At 61.1% G+C, this 16,316-nt stretch carries 13 protein-coding genes and 1 tRNA gene; 9 read left to right on the top strand and 5 right to left on the bottom strand.

The window, feature by feature from the left end; all coding sequences use genetic code 11:
• Position 1 precedes the first annotated feature (1 nt).
• The 3 genes from ACQ4W7_RS27815 to ACQ4W7_RS27805 all read right to left on the bottom strand — a co-directional run bounded on the left by ACQ4W7_RS27815 (position 2) and on the right by ACQ4W7_RS27805 (position 5,415).
• Positions 2-2,851 carry a response regulator gene (locus ACQ4W7_RS27815; RefSeq protein ID WP_436534929.1) on the bottom strand — a complete coding sequence of 950 codons (2,850 nt, stop codon included), beginning with the start codon at positions 2,849-2,851 and terminating at the stop codon, positions 2-4.
• A gap of 303 nt (positions 2,852-3,154) precedes the next feature.
• Positions 3,155-3,355, bottom strand: a complete 201-nt coding sequence (locus ACQ4W7_RS27810) for a YbdD/YjiX family protein (RefSeq protein ID WP_010396213.1) — start codon at positions 3,353-3,355, stop codon at positions 3,155-3,157.
• Positions 3,355-5,415, bottom strand: coding sequence for a carbon starvation CstA family protein (locus ACQ4W7_RS27805; RefSeq protein ID WP_436534927.1), 2,061 nt, complete (start codon positions 5,413-5,415; stop codon positions 3,355-3,357). Before ACQ4W7_RS27805 ends, ACQ4W7_RS27810 begins: the two co-directional genes overlap by 1 nt.
• 245 nt (positions 5,416-5,660) lie before the next feature.
• Here ACQ4W7_RS27805 and ACQ4W7_RS27800 point away from each other — a divergent pair, with 245 nt between their 5' ends.
• The 9 genes from ACQ4W7_RS27800 (at position 5,661) to ACQ4W7_RS27760 (ending at position 15,232) form a co-directional block, all read left to right on the top strand.
• Positions 5,661-7,031, top strand: a complete 1,371-nt coding sequence (locus tag ACQ4W7_RS27800) for a cache domain-containing protein (RefSeq protein ID WP_436534925.1) — start codon at positions 5,661-5,663, stop codon at positions 7,029-7,031.
• A 13-nt stretch (positions 7,032-7,044) separates the two neighbouring features.
• Positions 7,045-7,674, top strand: a complete 630-nt coding sequence (locus ACQ4W7_RS27795) for a response regulator transcription factor (RefSeq protein ID WP_426075035.1) — start codon at positions 7,045-7,047, stop codon at positions 7,672-7,674.
• A gap of 215 nt (positions 7,675-7,889) precedes the next feature.
• Positions 7,890-9,062: an EAL and HDOD domain-containing protein gene (locus ACQ4W7_RS27790; RefSeq protein WP_436534923.1), complete on the top strand. Its 1,173-nt coding sequence runs from the start codon at positions 7,890-7,892 to the stop codon at positions 9,060-9,062.
• A gap of 1 nt (position 9,063) precedes the next feature.
• A complete protein-coding gene (locus ACQ4W7_RS27785) occupies positions 9,064-11,109 on the top strand; it encodes a putative bifunctional diguanylate cyclase/phosphodiesterase (RefSeq protein ID WP_436534921.1) in 2,046 nt (681 codons plus the stop codon).
• Between the two features lie 94 nt (positions 11,110-11,203).
• Positions 11,204-11,293 (top strand) — tRNA-Ser (locus ACQ4W7_RS27780).
• A 194-nt stretch (positions 11,294-11,487) separates the two neighbouring features.
• Positions 11,488-11,844, top strand: a complete 357-nt coding sequence (locus tag ACQ4W7_RS27775) for an Arm DNA-binding domain-containing protein (protein WP_436534919.1) — start codon at positions 11,488-11,490, stop codon at positions 11,842-11,844.
• A 147-nt stretch (positions 11,845-11,991) separates the two neighbouring features.
• Entirely contained in the window at positions 11,992-13,323 is a 1,332-nt protein-coding gene (locus ACQ4W7_RS27770; protein ID WP_436534917.1) for a sensor histidine kinase, read from the top strand.
• The gene (locus ACQ4W7_RS27765; RefSeq protein WP_436534915.1) at positions 13,323-14,075 is read left to right on the top strand and encodes a LytR/AlgR family response regulator transcription factor; all 753 of its coding nucleotides are present in this window, start codon (positions 13,323-13,325) and stop codon (positions 14,073-14,075) included. The genes ACQ4W7_RS27770 and ACQ4W7_RS27765 overlap by 1 nt, the downstream gene beginning before the upstream one ends.
• 107 nt (positions 14,076-14,182) lie before the next feature.
• The gene (locus ACQ4W7_RS27760; protein ID WP_436534913.1) at positions 14,183-15,232 is read left to right on the top strand and encodes a S41 family peptidase; all 1,050 of its coding nucleotides are present in this window, start codon (positions 14,183-14,185) and stop codon (positions 15,230-15,232) included.
• A gap of 168 nt (positions 15,233-15,400) precedes the next feature.
• Here ACQ4W7_RS27760 and ACQ4W7_RS27755 read toward each other — a convergent pair whose 3' ends face one another.
• Positions 15,401-15,820, bottom strand: a complete 420-nt coding sequence (locus tag ACQ4W7_RS27755) for a transposase (protein WP_436534911.1) — start codon at positions 15,818-15,820, stop codon at positions 15,401-15,403.
• 57 nt (positions 15,821-15,877) lie between these two features.
• On the bottom strand, positions 15,878-16,316 hold a 439-nt coding region (locus ACQ4W7_RS27750), incomplete at its 5' end, for an IS4 family transposase (RefSeq protein ID WP_436534909.1).

Genomic DNA, 16,316 nt, shown 5'->3' with positions numbered 1-16,316 from the left:
GTCAGTGTTCCTTCACGAGGATGGCGCTCAGCGATTCGCGTACGGCCAGGAAGGCTTGCTGCATCTGCTGCAGCAGGATAGTCGCGCCCTCGGTACTGCCGGCGCGGCCCAGTTTTTCCATTTCCTTGCATAGCTGCGCCAGGCCATCGGCGCCCACGTTGGCGCTGCCCGACTTGAGGCTGTGGGCCACCTTGCGCAGCGCTTCCGTATCCGCACCGGCGATCGCTACGCGCATGGCGATCAATTGGCGCGGCGTCTCGCTGGTAAAAGCGAGGATGACCCGCTCGAGCAGCGCATCGCCATCGGCGCGCGACAGGGCGCGGATGTTTTCTAGCGCCTGCCGGTTCAGCGGCTGGCCGGCTGGCGGGGAGGCGGGTGCAGGCGGAGGCACCTCCGGCGATGCCTCCTGCGCCTCGCTGTGGTGGACGGTGGCTGCGCGCGGCAGGGTGATCCAGCGCGCTATCGTGTGGCCCAGGTCTTGCTGCGTAAAAGGTTTACTCAGGTAATCGTCCATGCCGGCCGCCAGGCACGCTTCGCGGTCGCCCTGCAACGCATTGGCCGTGATGGCAACGATGGGCAGTACGCGCGCATGGCCGCACTGCTGTTCATGACGGCGGATTTCCGCCGTGGCGGCAAAGCCATCCATCACGGGCATCTGGCAGTCCATCAGTATCAAATCGAAATCCTCGGCCTGCGCCGCTTGCAAGGCTTCTTCGCCGTTGCGCGCACACACCACGTCCAGGCCCAGGCTATCGAGCATGGCCAGCGCCACTTCCACGTTGACGGGATTGTCCTCGGCCAGCAGCACGCGGCGGCGCTGGCGCCGTCCCACCTGGCGCGCCGCGTGTGGCGGGTGGATGCGCATGCCCTCGCTGGCGCGCGGCGGCGTGACGATGCAGTCGAACAGGTCGCATTCGCGCGCCGGCTTGATCAGCTGGAAGGCCACGCCCGCCTCGCGCCGCTGCATGGGGTCGGCGGCCGCCTGCTCCGTGCTCAGCAGCAGAAGCTTGAGATCGGCCAGCAGCGGGTCGCTCTTGATGTTGGCGGCCAGGGCCAGGCCGCTGGTGCGCGGCAATTCCATGTCGAGCAGGGCCACGCCATACGGTGTGCCCGCCTGCGCGGCTGCGCGCAGCTTGCCCAGGCAGTCGCTGGCCGTGCCGGCGCTGTCGCTGACGATGTGCCAGCTGGCCAGCTGCCGTTCCAGCACGGCGCGCGTTGCGGGTGTGTGGTCGACGATCAAGGCGCGTAACCCTCGCGTGGTTTTCAGGTTGAAGGACGGGTCGTCGCTGTCGACGCGCCGCTTATCGAAATTTACTTCGAACCAGAAGATCGATCCTTGCGTTAAAGCATTATCAACGCCGATAGTGCCGCCCATCAGTTCCACCAGTTGTTTCGAGATCGTCAGTCCCAGGCCCGTGCCGCCGTGCTTGCGCGTGGTCGAGCCATCCGCCTGCGAGAACGATTCGAAGATGCGCGTCTGCGCCTCGTTTGAGACGCCGATACCCGTATCGTGCACCTCGAAGCGCAAGCCCACGCTGGGCGTATCTTCGCTGCACACGGCCACTTTGACGGTGACTTTGCCGGTTTCTGTGAACTTGATGGCATTGCCCAGCAGATTGACGATGATCTGGCGCAAACGGTTCGGGTCGCCACAGATGGCGATGGGAATGTCAAACGCGATATCGAATTCCAGGCTGATATTTTTCGCCTCCGCCTGCGGCGCGAACACGTGTTCTATATCGTCGAGCAATTCGCGGAAATTGAAGCGGATGTATTCCACGCTCAGCTTGCCCGCCTCGATCTTGGAAAAGTCGAGGATGTCGTTGATGATCACCAGCAAATTCTGTCCCGAGCGCTGCACCATGCTCGTGTAGTGGCGCTGCTGCGGGCTCAAAGGGCTGGCCAGCAGCAGTTCCGTCATGCCCAGCACGCCATTCATGGGCGTGCGGATTTCATGGCTCATGGTGGCGAGGAAGGCGCTCTTCGCGTGACTGGCCGCCTCGGCAGCATCCTTGGCCTTTTCCAACTGCGCCGTGCGCACGCCCACCTGGCGTTCGAGCTGGTCGCGGTAATTGGCCAGGGTGCTGTCGCGGCTGTCGATCTGCGCCAGCATGTCGTTGAAACTGTCGATCAGCACGCCCAGCTCATCGCTGCGCTGGTGCGCGATGCGGTGGCTGTAGGTCTGGCTGCTCGACACTTTTTGCGCTGTATCAATCAGCTTGGTGATCGGTTCGGCGATCACGCTCTTGAAACGCCGCGCGAGGAACACGGCTACCAGAAAAGACAGCACGGTGGCACCGCCGATGGCGCCCACGTGGCGGCCGATGTCGCGCCACATGTGGTTCAGGTCCGCTTCGATCAGCACGGCGCCGATGATCTGTTGCGCCTCGCCTGGCCGGTAGACGGGACGGTACAAACGCATGGCGGGCGCCAAGGTCGTGCCCGCGCCTTGCGTGACGGGCTGCACGGCTATGTCGGCCAGCAAGGCAGGGTCCATATCTTCCGGCGTAGCCAGGCCGTCCGCGTGCTGCGGCGCGCGGTACAGGGCGAACAGGCGCCCGCCCCGGTCGAACAAGGCCGCCTGGGCGATCTCGTCGCGCGCGGCCAGCGATGCCAGCACCTGTTGCGCCTGCGCCTGCGCCTGGGCAGGTTTGCCCACCAGCAAAGGCACCGCGCTGGCCGCACCGATCACGCCCGCCAGCGACAGCAGTTGCTTGCCTTCATCGTTCTTGTGGCTGAGCACAGACGTCACGGCGAACGCCACGAACACCAGCAACAGCGCGCAGCCCGACGACAGCACCGAAATCATGGTCAGTTTCTGGCTGATGCTGGAGCGTTGGAAATTGAACATGGTTGCGGCGCTTCTCCGGTCGGCCCATAGACTGTTTTTTAATGCCTATTGGAAAAATATAGACGTGAAGACACTTCACGATGTTGATGTGGGTCTAAGGGAGGAGAGGGGAGGGGAACTTATACGAGATGAAACAACGGAGGGCGGTTCCAAAGAACCACCACCGAAATTTTTTTAGTTCAAGACGCCGGACAAAACCGTCGCGAGCGGAAGGGAGAGGCGGCCGAGAAGCGCAACCGTGCTTGAGCACGGTGAGCATCGCAAGCCGCCTATACCGACGCGCAGTAGGTTTGGTCCGGTGTCTTAACAGCAGCCACCGCGTTTGCCTGCGCCGCCGTAGCGGGCTTCCTGCCGTTCGCGGAAGAACTCTTCATACGTCATCATCGGCTCGCCGGGATGGGTCACTTCCCGGTGCGCCACGTAGGTGTCGTACTCGGGCAAGCCGCACATGAGCCGCATGCTTTGCCCCAGATACCGTCCAGCCTTGATGATTTCGTCTATCATCATTGCACCGTGGGCATGGCCTGGAACGGCGTTTCCTTGGTGCTTGGACGGCTGTCGGCGCGCGCCTTCATGACGGTGCGGATGCCGAAGAACAGCACGCTGATCACAACGATGACGAAGAAGGCGGCCAGACCGGCGTCCAGGTAATCGTTGAAGATGATCTGCTGCATCTGCGCCACCGACTTGGCCGGCGCCAGCAAGGTGCCTTCATCGAGCGCCGCCGAATATTTCTTGGCGTGCGCCAGGAAGCCCACGCGCGGGTTGGCATCGAAAATCTTTTGCCAGCCAGCCGTCAGGGTACACAGCAGCAGCCAGATGGTCGGCGTGATGGTGACCCACGCATACCGGCCCTTTTTCATCTTGAACAGCACGCAGGTGCCGAGGATCAGCGCAATCGCCGCCAGCATCTGGTTGGCGATGCCGAACAGCGGCCACAAGGTGTTGATGCCGCCCAATGGATCGACCACGCCCTGGTACAGGAAATAGCCCCAGGCCGCCACGCACAGGCCCGTGGCCAGCAGGTTGGCGATGACGTTTTCCGTCTTTTTCAAGCTTGGGACGAAGCTGCCCAGCAAGTCTTGCAGCATGAAGCGACCGGCACGCGTGCCTGCATCGACGGCCGTCAGAATGAACAGCGCTTCGAACAAAATAGCGAAGTGGTACCAGAAGGCCATCATGGCCTTGCCGCCGATGGCGCCGGAGAGAATCTGCGCCATGCCGACCGCCAGGGTCGGTGCGCCGCCCGCGCGCGAGATGATGCTGTGCTCGCCAACGTCCTTGGCCGTTTGCGTCAGCATTTCCGGTGTCACGTAGAAGCCCCACTGCGAGATCGCTTGTGCGGCGGACTCGGCCGTGGTGCCGATCAGTGCGGCCGGGCTGTTCATGGCGAAATAGATGCCAGGCTCGATGGTCGAGGCGGCCACCAGGGCCATGATGGCAACAAACGATTCCATCAGCATGGCGCCATAGCCGATGAAGCGGGCGTGGCTTTCGTTTTCAATCATCTTCGGCGTGGTGCCAGAGGAAATCAGCGCGTGGAAACCGGAGACGGCGCCGCAAGCGATGGTGATGAACAGGAAGGGGAACAGATTGCCCGACCAGACCGGGCCGGAGCCGTCGATGAACTTCGTCATGGCCGGCATTTTCAGGTAAGGCGCGACGACGATGATGCCGATGGCCAAGCCCAGGATCGTGCCGATTTTCAGGAAAGTGGACAGGTAGTCGCGCGGCGCCAGCAGCAGCCACACGGGCAGCACGGAAGCGATGAAACCGTAGCCGATCAGCATCCACGTCAGTTCCGTGCCCGTGAACGTGAACATCTGGCCCAGCACCGCGTGTTCCTGCACGTATTGACCGCCGATGATGGCTAGCATCAGCAGTACAAAGCCGATGATGGAGATTTCGCCAATGCGACCGACGCGGATGAAGCGCGAATACACGCCCATGAACAGCGCGATGGGAATCGTCGCCATCACGGTGAAGCTGCCCCATGGGGAGCCGGTCAGCGCCTTGACGACGATCAATGCCAGCACGGCCAGGATGATGACCATGATCATGAAGCAACCCAGGAGGGCGATCATGCCGGGAATTTCGCCCAGTTCAGCCTTGATCAGGTCGCCCAAGGAGCGGCCATCGCGGCGCATGGAAATGAACAGCACGATGAAATCCTGCACGGCGCCGGCAAACACGACACCCGCCAGTATCCACAGCATGCCGGGCAAATAGCCCATCTGCGCGGCCAGCACGGGGCCGACCAGAGGGCCGGCGCCGGCAATCGCCGCGAAATGGTGGCCGAACAGCACGTATTTGTTAGTCGGCACGTGGTCGAGGCCATCGTTGTGCTTGAAGGCGGGCGTCATGCGGCGCGGATCCAGGCCCAGCACCTTGTCGGCGATGAACAGGCTGTAGAAACGGTAGGCGATCAGGTAGACGCAGACGGCGGCGATGACGATCCAGATAGCGCTGATCGGCTCGCCACGTTGCAGGGCGACGACGCCCAGGGACCCGGCGCCGGCCAGCGCAAGCGCTGCCCAGCCGAGCTGTTTGAAAATGCGGTTCATGCTTCCTCCAGAGATTGACGGGCGCTGTGCCGTGCGATGATGTGTGCTGCGGGTCCTGGTCGTCGCCAGTTTGATGTTACTTTTGCTGTAGTTGCAGCTTATGGCGAGTATTCAGGAATCGTATAATTGCCGCAAGCGCACGACTACGCAGTAACGCTCAGTATTACTACGCAGGGCTATCGCCGCGCCGCGACGTAAAATCACGCATTCCCACCAGCATCGACGCCGCCGGAGCGCGCAAGGCCATGAAACTCAGACAGAAAGTCATCTTCCTGGCCATCACGCCGCTCATACTCGCCCTGTGCGCCATTGCATTTGCCGTGCGGCACCAGGCCATCACCCTGGCCGAGCAGCAGCGCGCCACCATTCAGCAGGCGTATCTGGCCAGCAAGGAAGCCGAACTCAAGCATTACGTGACCCTGGCCAGCCATTCCATCGCCTCCCTGTACCAGTCGGGGCGCAAGGATGCCGCCACGCAAGAGGAAGCCAAGCGCATCCTGTCCGCCCTCAGCTATGGCGACGATGGCTATTTCTTCATCTATGATTTGCGGGGCAAGTCGCTGATGCATCCGCGCCAGCCTGAGCTGGTGGGGCAGAATTTGTGGGAGTTGCGCGACGCGGACGGCAATCTGACCATCCAGCGCCTGATGCAGCGGGCGAAGAGCGGCGGCGGCTTCGAGCGCTACAACTGGATCAAGCCGTCGACGAACAAGTCCGCGCCCAAGCTCGGCTATGTGATATTGATGCCGGAATGGGGTTGGATGATGGGCACGGGCATCTACATGGATGACGTGGACCAGGCGCTGGCCAAGGTTGACGCCCAGCAGTCGCGCAATATCCGCTCGACCATGGAGCTGATCGCCGCCATCGCCATCCTCGGCTCCCTGCTGGTAGCCGCCTGCGGCCTGGCGCTGAACCTGCGCGAATTGCGCGTGGCCGACGCCAAGCTGAAGGTGCTGGCGCAGCGGGTGGTCGAGTCGCAGGAGGAAGAGCGGGCACGGCTGTCGCGCGACTTGCATGACGGCATCAGCCAGTGGCTGGTCTCGATCAAGCTGCAGATCGAGGCGGGCATCGCGCGCCTGGCCGGCAATGCCGAACAGAAAGACAAGGCGCCCGCCACGTTCGAGCGGGCCGCCGAGCAGCTGAACAAAGTACTGGGCGAGGTACGGCGCATTTCGCACAACCTGCGCCCGGCCATTCTCGACGACCTGGGCCTGGCCGCCGCGCTCGACCACCTGGTGCATGAATTCAATGACAGCAGCAGCGCGCAAGCCAGTTTCACGGCCAGCCCGGCGGCGGCGGGCGAAGGCTTGCCCGACATGGTAAATACCGTGCTGTTCCGCATCGCCCAGGAAGCACTGACCAATTGCGAGCGCCATGCCCACGCCAGCGCTGTGGAAGTGAGCCTGCACGAGGCGGGCAAGGCGGTGGAATTGCGTATCCAGGATAATGGCGGCGGCTTCGATTTCGACGGCATCGCCCTGCACCCACAGCGCGGCATCGGCCTGCGCAACATGACGGAACGCATGGAAGCCATCGGCGGCAGCCTGCACATCACTTCTTCGCCGGCCGGCACCCTGGTGCTGGCGCGGCTCGGCCTTCCACCTACACACTGATAGATCCACAGACATGACCGAGAAGATCAATATCCTGCTGGTGGACGACCATCCCCTCGTACGCGACGGCTTGCGCGCGCGCCTGGAAGCGGTGGCGCATTTCGACGTGGTGGCCGAGGCGGGCGGCGCCGACGAGGCGTTGGCCCAGGCGCGCACGCACCAGGTGGACCTCGTGTTGATGGATATCAATATGCGCGGCACGAATGGTATTGAAGCAACGGCGCTGTTCAAACAGGCGTTTCCGCAGATTGCCGTGCTGATCCTGTCCATGCACGACAAGCTTGAATATGTGTCGCAAGCCATCGCTGCCGGCGCGCGCGGTTATGTGCTCAAAGATGCCCCAGGGAAAGATATCGTCTTCGCCATCGAGACGGTGATGTCGGGCGGCATTTATTACAGCGCGGCGCTGGCACGGCAATTGTCACGCCCGCAAGTGCACGATTCCTTCCTCACCACGCGCGAGCAGCAAGTGCTGCAGCACATCGCGGCGGGCCAATCGAACAAGCAGATCGCCCGCGACCTGGACCTGAGCGTGCGCACGGTGGAGACGCACCGGCTCAACATCAAGCGCAAGTTGGGTATCGAAGGGCAGGCCGAATTGATCAAATATGCGGTCGAGCATGCACATGGCGGCGGCGCCTGAACCATGCTGGCATCACGACGGTTTTTTCAAACCCGCATGACAGGCGGGTCTCCCGGGGGAATGTTTTTTTTGAATATTTATTGCCAAAATTAAACTGTTTCAAGAGTGAGATTCGGATAGAATGATTCTCGCTGTCGAGGGCATCCCTGTCGGGCCAAGGTTGCCAATGCTGGTCAGTTTATTTACTATGGCGCCCTACCCACACTGAGATACCGATGTCCGCGTCTGAATCAAACCTGTTTCCGTTGGTGGGATTACAAGCAGTGGCCAATGCTCATAACGAGTGGGTCGCTGTCACCTTGCATGTACCGCAGGCCTCGACGGCGCCGTTGCTGGCGGCGCTGGCCGTCGCCGATGCGTATGCCTTCCTGGCGCCGCTCGACTGCATCATTCCCCTGGCCGACCCGCATGGCGTGGACGAGGCCGTGCTGGCGCAACTGGCGCCGCAACGCACCATTTTCCGTTTGCCGGCCCAGCTTGCCGGCGACAAGCAAATCCAGAAAAAATGCCAGCAATGGCGCGACGCCGGCTATCGCATCCTGCTCGATGGCGCGGATGCCGGTCCCGTGGTGGCGGCGCAGGTTGAAGCGCGCGCGCTGAGTTTTGATGCGGCGGGCACACGCCCGGCCCTGCATCAGCTACTGCCCTTGCCGGGGCCGCACCTGGCCTACAACATCGTCGACGCCGAGCAGTTTGCTGCCTTGCAAGCGCTGGGCGTGAGCTGGTTTGCCGGCGATTACGCCCTGCACCATGCGCGCCAGCAAAGCGAGCCGGAAGACGCCACCTCGCGCAAGCGCCTGCTGGCGCTGCTGGGCCTGTTGGCCCGCGATGCCGACGCGCACGAGCTGGAAGTGCCGCTCAAGCAAGATCCATCGCTCAGCTATCATTTATTGAAACTGGTCAATTCAGCCGCCTTCGGTTTCACGGCGCCGATTACCAGCTTCAGCCAGGCCATCACCCTGCTGGGCCGGCGCCAGCTGCAGCGCTGGCTGCAATTGCTGCTGTATGCGCGGCAGCAAGACGATGGCAAGATCCACGCGCTGCTGCCGCTGGCGGCCGTGCGCGCGGCGCAGATGGAAGCGCTGTGCCAGTTGCGCGGCGGCGACCGCGACGCGCAAGACCTGGCCTTCATGGCGGGCGTGTTTTCCCTGCTCGACGTCCTGCTGGGCATGCCCATGCCGGACATCATTGCGACCCTGAACCTGGCGCCCGAAGTCAGCGCCGCCTTGCTGGAGCGCAATGGCGAGCTGGGCACCTTGCTGGCGCTGGTCGAAAGCGCCATGCCGCCGCCCGAAGGCTTGCGCCGTGCCGGCATCGATGGAGAAACCTATTGGCGCAGCCTGTTACAGGCCTACCAATGGGCCATCCAGGTCAGCCGGAACCTGTAGCATGACCTTGCTGCCGTTGTCGGATTACCTCGGTGACAGCGCCGCCCTGTGCGATGCCGTCGTGCGTTTGCGTGGCCCCGCGCTGGTGGCCGAACTGGGCCGTATTGCCAGCGCCGTGATGGCCAGCCCGCATGGCCAGTTTCTGCCGATAGCTAGCGCCGATGGCGCTGCATCGTCTGCGATTTTTTCCAGCGATACGCCGGCCTTGCTGCAGGAAATCAGTTTTGACGGCCATTGCTTCGGCCATTACTGTGTGGCGGGACGCAGCCTGTACAACGACGCCGACCGCCGCCACCTGGCCAGCCTGGCTTCGCTGACGGCCGGCGTGCTGCAGGTGCATTCGCTGGCGCAACGCTCGCCCCATGCTTTTGCGCAAGTCGAAGCCTTGTTGGCGCAGCAGACGCAAATCCTCGACCAGTTGCACGAATCCGTGCTGACGATGGACTTGACGGGCTACATCACCAGCTGGAACAAGGGTGCTGAGCGCCTGTTCGGCTATACCTCGGTGGAAGCCGTGGGGCGTAATATTTTGTTCCTGTACGACGATGAAGACACAGGTTTCCACGACGCCTTCCTGGAGCAGGGCGGACGCCTGATGGAGGTACGCCGCCGAAAGAAGTCAGGCGAGATCTTCTGGGCCAGCCTGTCCTTGTCGCCGCTGCAAGACATGGACGACAAGCCCATTGGACTCATCGCCTACCTGACGGACATCACGGAACGCAAGCTGGCCGAAGAGCGCCTGCATCACCTGGCGTATTACGACCCGCTGACCAGCCTGCCCAACCGCACCTTGCTGGCCAAGCTGGTCGACCAGGCCCTGAGCGTGGCGCAGCGCAGCAAGATGCTCGGTTGCGTGCTGTTCATCGACCTGAACCGTTTTAAGCTGATCAACGACACCCTGGGCCGGCGCATCGGCGACGAATTGCTGCGCCAGGTCTCGCTGCGTTTCCGCAAGGTATTGCGCGACCAGGACCTGGTGGCTCGCCTGGGCGGCGACGAGTTCGCCGTTGGCCTGTTCGACATCGGCCAGCATTTCGAAGCCAGCATGGTGGCGCAAAAGCTGCTCGCTTCCCTGGTGCAACCGTTCCTGATCGAAGGCCACGACTTGCGCGTGGGCGCCAGCATCGGCATCAGCGTGTATCCGCAAGATGGGCAGGACGCGGAAACCCTGCTGCGCCTGGCCGACATCGCCATGTACCGCGCCAAACAGGACAGCGGCGGTGAAGCGGAAAGCGTGGCCTTCTACAGCCAGGACATGAACTTGGGCATGCAGGCACGCATGCGCCTGGAAACAGGCTTGCGCCAGGCGTTATCGGAACAGCAATTGCTGCTGCACTACCAGCCGAAATACGCCTTGGGCAGCGGCCGCATCATCGGCGCCGAAGCCCTGGTGCGCTGGCACCACCCGCAGCACGGCATGATCCCGCCCGCCGAGTTTATTCCCCTGGCCGAATCGACGGGCCTGGTGGTGCAGGTGGGCGAATGGGTCCTGGAAGCGGCTTGCGCCCAGGCGCAGGCGTGGAAACTGGCCGGCCTGCCTCCCATCCGTCTGGCCGTCAACGTTTCCGCGCGCGAATTTACTTCGGCCCTGCCCGCCAGGGTGGCGGCCACCCTGGCCCGCTACGGCCTGGAAGCGGCCTGGCTGGAACTGGAAATCACGGAAAGCACCCTGATGCACAACATCGAGCGCGTGATCGGCATCATGGACCGCATCACGGCGCTGGGCGTAGCCTTGTCGCTGGACGACTTTGGCACCGGTTATTCCAGTCTGTCGTACCTCAAGCGTTTCCCCATCGACACCTTAAAAATCGACCGTTCCTTCACCACCGGCATCCCCACGGACGCCAGCGACTGCGCCATCGCCAGCACCATCATCAGCATTGCCCAGCAGCTGCACCATAAAGTGATCGCCGAAGGCGTGGAAACGGCGGAGCAGCTGGCCTTCCTGAAGAGCTCTGGCTGCGACGAAGTGCAAGGCTATTTGTTCTCGCGCCCGCTACCGGCGGCGGAGTTTGAAAGAGCGCTGCGGGAAAACTGGGGCCTGTAGCTTGCGCTGACGGCATCCTAAAATGCACCCCAGACACTCCAGCCACCGCTGCCCATTGGTAAGCCAGTCCGCTTTATGTATAATGCTGCCATCTGGAAGCGTGGCCGAGTGGTTGAAGGCACTAGTCTTGAAAACTAGCGACGGGTTAAACTGTTCGTGAGTTCGAATCTCACCGCTTCCGCCAAGTACATAAAAAATTCGTGAGTATACTCAACCTATATTCCACCGAATTTCATTGAAAATCAACGACTTAGCTTGATTTTTAGCCTTCCGAATTGCAGATTCGGCGGTATCCAAAAACCCTCTCGCAGAATGACGCGTAGGCTAAATTGTAGGTATGATGCGGTTTTTCTCAAAATCGTACCTGCAAGATATCGCATGGCCATCAATACGCTTACCGACGCAGACTGCCGCCGCGCAACGCCAAACGATGGCAAGCTGCGCAAGCTCTTCGATGGCCACGGCCTGATGCTGGCAGTCCTGCCAAGCGGAAACATGGTTTGGCGCATGGCCTATCGCAAGGACCAGGGCAAGCAGCAAACTGCCGTGATTGGCCCGTATCCGCTTATCGGCCTCAAGGAAGCCCGCGACCGTCGCGACGCTTTGCGTTTGAAGCTGCTCGACGGGGAAGACCTCAAGCGCAAGGCAAGCAGCCCATCCATTACCCTTGATGCCGCCATCGATATCCCTGTTGTGCCGCTCCACCCATCTGGGTTCATGCATATGTCCTTCTAAATCGCTAAGCCCGGGCAGCGACTCTATCGGCGGCGTCCATCCCGCCAGCGCCGGTTTCCTCCGCGATTTGCAGGCATTCGTCGCATGGGAGAAGACACGGGCATCCGTGCCGCTAGAATGGGGGGCGAGTTCAACACGAGGAATCTAATGAGTTCTCCCCCATTTTTGCCATTCAACGCGCCTCCCGTATCGGAAGTCAAGCACGACCGCCACCTTGTGCGCCGCTACTTGCTGCAGTCGGCGCTGCGCTTAAACGCCGGTTCACTCTTGTTCCTGTCGCTGGCGATCGCGCTGCTGCCGCTCTGGCTGAACCACACCCCGGCCGCGCCGGGCGAAATGGAGACCCGCAAGCTGACTCCGTACATTGTCGGCGGCGTTGTAGTGGCGGTGCTGGTCTGGCTCGCGCTGATGTCTAATGGGATCGCTCGCAACTTTCTTGCGCGGCTGGGCGAAGAGGGCAAGGCGCTGAGTGCCGAGGCGATGGCTTCCTTGGTTACGCGTCACATCCATGCGCCGTTCAATCCCTACACCACCTTTGACCTGTGCACCGAGTCCTTGTCGGGGCTGGCGCTCGGCACGGCACTTGGCTACTCCGGTCCGCCTGCTTTCTTCCATGACCCGTTCAAGGGCCGGATCGTGCTGGGTCGCTGGCGCCCCTTGGCGCTGGGGCGCCATGTCGAGGTGAGAATATCGTCCGATTTGGGCCCCAGTTGCCACATTGAGCTGCGCTGCCGACCGGGCTTGGCTTGGTTAGCGATCCAGCAGGGTGAGTCGCTAAAGACTGCCGAGATGGTGTCTACCCAACTGCACCAGCACCTCGCGCGCCATGCAAGCGCGCTAAATGCGGCTCGGCGTGAGCGCGAGCTGGAACGCACCTCTCTGCAGGCGCGCCTTTCAGCCTTGCAGGCCCAGGTAGAGCCGCACTTCCTGTTCAATACCCTGGCAAATCTAAAGTACCTGATCCGCACCGACCAGCGGGCCGCACAAGAGATGCTCGACCATCTGGTCGGCTACCTGCAAAACGCGATGCCCGATATGCGCTCGGTGTCCTCGACCTTGGGACGAGAAATGGATCTTGTTAGCGACTACCTGGCGGTGATGCGCATCCGCATGGGCACGCGCCTACGCTACGCTGTCGAAGTGGCCGAGGGATTGCGCAGCCTGCCATTCCCGCCGGCGATGCTGATCTCGCTTGTGGAGAACGCCGTCAAACACGGTTTGGAGCGGGCCAGCCGACCAGGCCTGATCACCATCAGCGCAAGGCACGAAAGCGGCGGGACGGGCGAGCTGCTAATCGTGTCTGTTGTCGACGACGGGGTCGGCTTGACCGAACAATCCGGGCAAGGCACGGGGTTGGCGAATATTACAGAGCGCTTGCTGCTGCTATACGGGAAGAAGGCCAGCCTTTTTGTGGAGCCGGGCGACGGACAAGGCGTATGCGCAGTGTTGACGGTGCCTATTGTCGGGAGCCACGCCTGATGCCAAGCGCTCTGATCGTCGAGGACGAGCCTCTGCTAAGGGCGGAGCTGGTGGACCAGCTGCATGCCTTGTGGCCCGAACTGCAAATCGCCGGCCAGGTCGAAAACGGCATCGACGCGGTGGCATGCATCGACGTACTGAAACCGGACATCGTATTCCTGGACATACAGATGCCCGGCCTGAACGGTATGGAGGTGGCGCGCCATATTCCCGAGTCGTGCCAGGTAGTGTTCGTTACAGCGTATGCGGACTATGCCTTGGCCGCTTTCGATACCGGCGCGTCCGATTATCTGGTCAAGCCGGTGACGACCTCACGCCTGCTGCAGACGATCCGTCGTCTGAAGTCGCGCACGGCCGCAAGCCCGCCGCCGGCAGTGTGGGAACAGCTCTTTGAACAGGAGAGCGCACCGGTGTACCTCAAGTGGATCAAGGCCTCAAGCGGCAATTCGGTGCGGCTGGTGATGGTGAGCGAAGTGCTGTACTTCCAGTCGAACGAAAAGTACACGCGGGTGGTGACGGACAACGGCGATTCGCTGATTCGGTTGCCTCTCAAGTCCCTGCTTGAGCAACTGGACCCGCAGTTGTTCACGCAAATCCACCGCAGTGCCGTCGTCAATCTGCAGGCCATTGACCGGATTGAACGCAGTGAATCCGGGGTGCGCAGCGGCCCTGGGCTGGAGGTCATCCTGAAAGGTCGGACCGAACGCTTGACCGTTAGTGAGGGATTTACCAAGCAGTTCCGCCAGATGTAGCAGGGATGTTAAAGCCTCCCTGCCGATTGGCCGCCTTCGTGACGACGGCGGATTTGTTGGTTCAGTTTGCAGTTAATCATTTAAGCATATTGAAAAAAAGGAAAATAATGAAAAATCAATGGATAGTTTCCCTGGCTTTGTTATTGCTGACCGTGACAGGGGCAATCGCAGCTACACCCCCGGTGGCGCCGACAGTGGAGGTCAATCGGGCAGTCCGGTTGGAGGTCATCGATACGCTGATTGCCAAGCTCAATGCCCACTACGTTTTTCCAGACAAAGCCAAACAAGTCGAAGTTGTCTTGCGCCAGCATCAGCGGGAGGGCAAGTACGATAGGGTCACGGACGGTCAACAACTCGCCAAACAGCTATTCGATGACATTGATGGCGTTATCCACGACAAGCATGTGTTCATCGATGTCAGTGCCCACCCGGTGCCTCCCGATGATGCAATGCCACCACCACAGACGCGGGCGGAATGGGAAAAACAAGTGCCGCCTGCCGTGCTTGAAAGGGTTCTTACATCAAACCTTGGCGTGGAAAAGGTTGATCACCTTAGTCCCAATATCGGCTACCTGGAGATTTCCTCATTCGGGCCGGTTTTCCTCGTATCCGACAAGTTCGCCGCAGCGATGAATAAACTCGCTAACACCGATGGCCTCATCATCGATCTGCGCAACAACGGCGGTGGCGGGGAAGACTCAGTGGCGCTACTGATCAGCTATCTTGTTGACGGGCGCACCCGCCTCAACGACATCTGGGAACGTGCGACCGGTATCACCACGCAGTATTGGACGCAGGATAAGCTCGACGGCAAACGCTATGGGGGCAAGAAGCCGGTCCTCATCTTGGCCGGCCCCGATACGAAGTCCGCCGCCGAATCATTCGCGTACCAAATGCAGGCGCTGAAACGCGCCAAGGTGATCGGGGAACGCACTTGGGGCGGCGCCAACGCTTCGCGCCCATATCGTCTCAGCGAGCATTTTGCTATCTTTATCCCAAGCAAGCGCCCGATCAGCTCAATTACCCATACAAACTGGGAGGGCACGGGCGTCACTCCGGATGTCGCTGCAAAGGTGAACGATGCCCTCGCGGCGGCTAAAGTTTTGATGCAGCGACAATTTCATGGCGGCGCACCACGTGCTACCAATGATCACTAAAAAATATGGTCGATATGGCGGGTGCGAAGTTCATATTTGTCACGATGAGGTAGAAAACAGCCCTCGTACCGCCTGACTTCGGCGAGGACGCTGTCTACTACGGCTATACCGAACTCATGTCAGACCAAGAGCGGCACCTGATGATGTGGATCCCGGCCGGCAGGCCGATCATCGCAGCACCCGATCGAGCACCTGCGCCAGCGCGGCCGCGTCGGGCTGGCCTTCGATGCGCTCGCGGACCTGGCCCAGCTCAAGCATGATCGTCCCGCTCACATTGATGGTGGCGTTGCCCGGCGCCGGCGCAGTGGGCGCCAGCACCACCGGCAAGAGGGCATCGTCGCGCATCAACTCAGGCACGCCGAGGCATCCTTGTTGATAGAGGCTGCGCCAGCTGAATACCTGATTGGCGTTGGCCCTGTGTTCGCGCGCGATGCGAGCGACCGAGACGCCAGGTTCGAGCGACAACGCCACCAACGCGCACTTGAACTCCAACGAGTGCTGCCGATAATGGCCGCGCGTATTCGTGGAAATGGTCGGTTGAAAATTTGTGTCCATAATCATAATTTGTGGGCACAAATGTTGTGCCATGATTCGATCATGGATGACGGTGGTCAGGCAGTCCAGACGGCGTTGGGAAGCTTCCGATTACCCATATCTTTCGGATGCGAGATTGAAGCCCAGCTGCATATCCGCAAGGCGACGCATGCCTCGCCACATGACGATGTTTCCTGGTGGGGAGTCGTTGGAGCGTGCGAGGTAGCCCCCAAGTTGTGCAATTTTTTCGAGATAACGTGAAAGGGGAAGCTGCTCGCGGGATCTCTTGCTGTCTTTTACCAAGCAGTTGAGGAGGTCAATTTCCGCAGGCGTCAGCGCCATTTTTGCTTCGGCATCTGGACATGTGCGGTTTAGCATCGTCAGCCAGAAAATGCGCCAACTGATGATGCAGAAAACAGAGATCAGGTTGGCAAGCCGTTCCGCCGTGCGCAGTCGAGACTCCTCCGCGTTGCACCCAGATTTCAGAATTTTGTGGAACGTCTCGATTTTCCAGCGCATGGCATACCAATCAAGTTTTTCAATTGCCTCG

Origin of the sequence: Janthinobacterium algoris, from assembly GCF_051380935.1 — a bacterium.
Taxonomy (GTDB): Bacteria; Pseudomonadota; Gammaproteobacteria; order Burkholderiales; family Burkholderiaceae_D; genus Janthinobacterium.
Note: the sequence above shows the minus strand (reverse complement) of the source record. Positions and strands in the feature narration are given on the sequence as shown.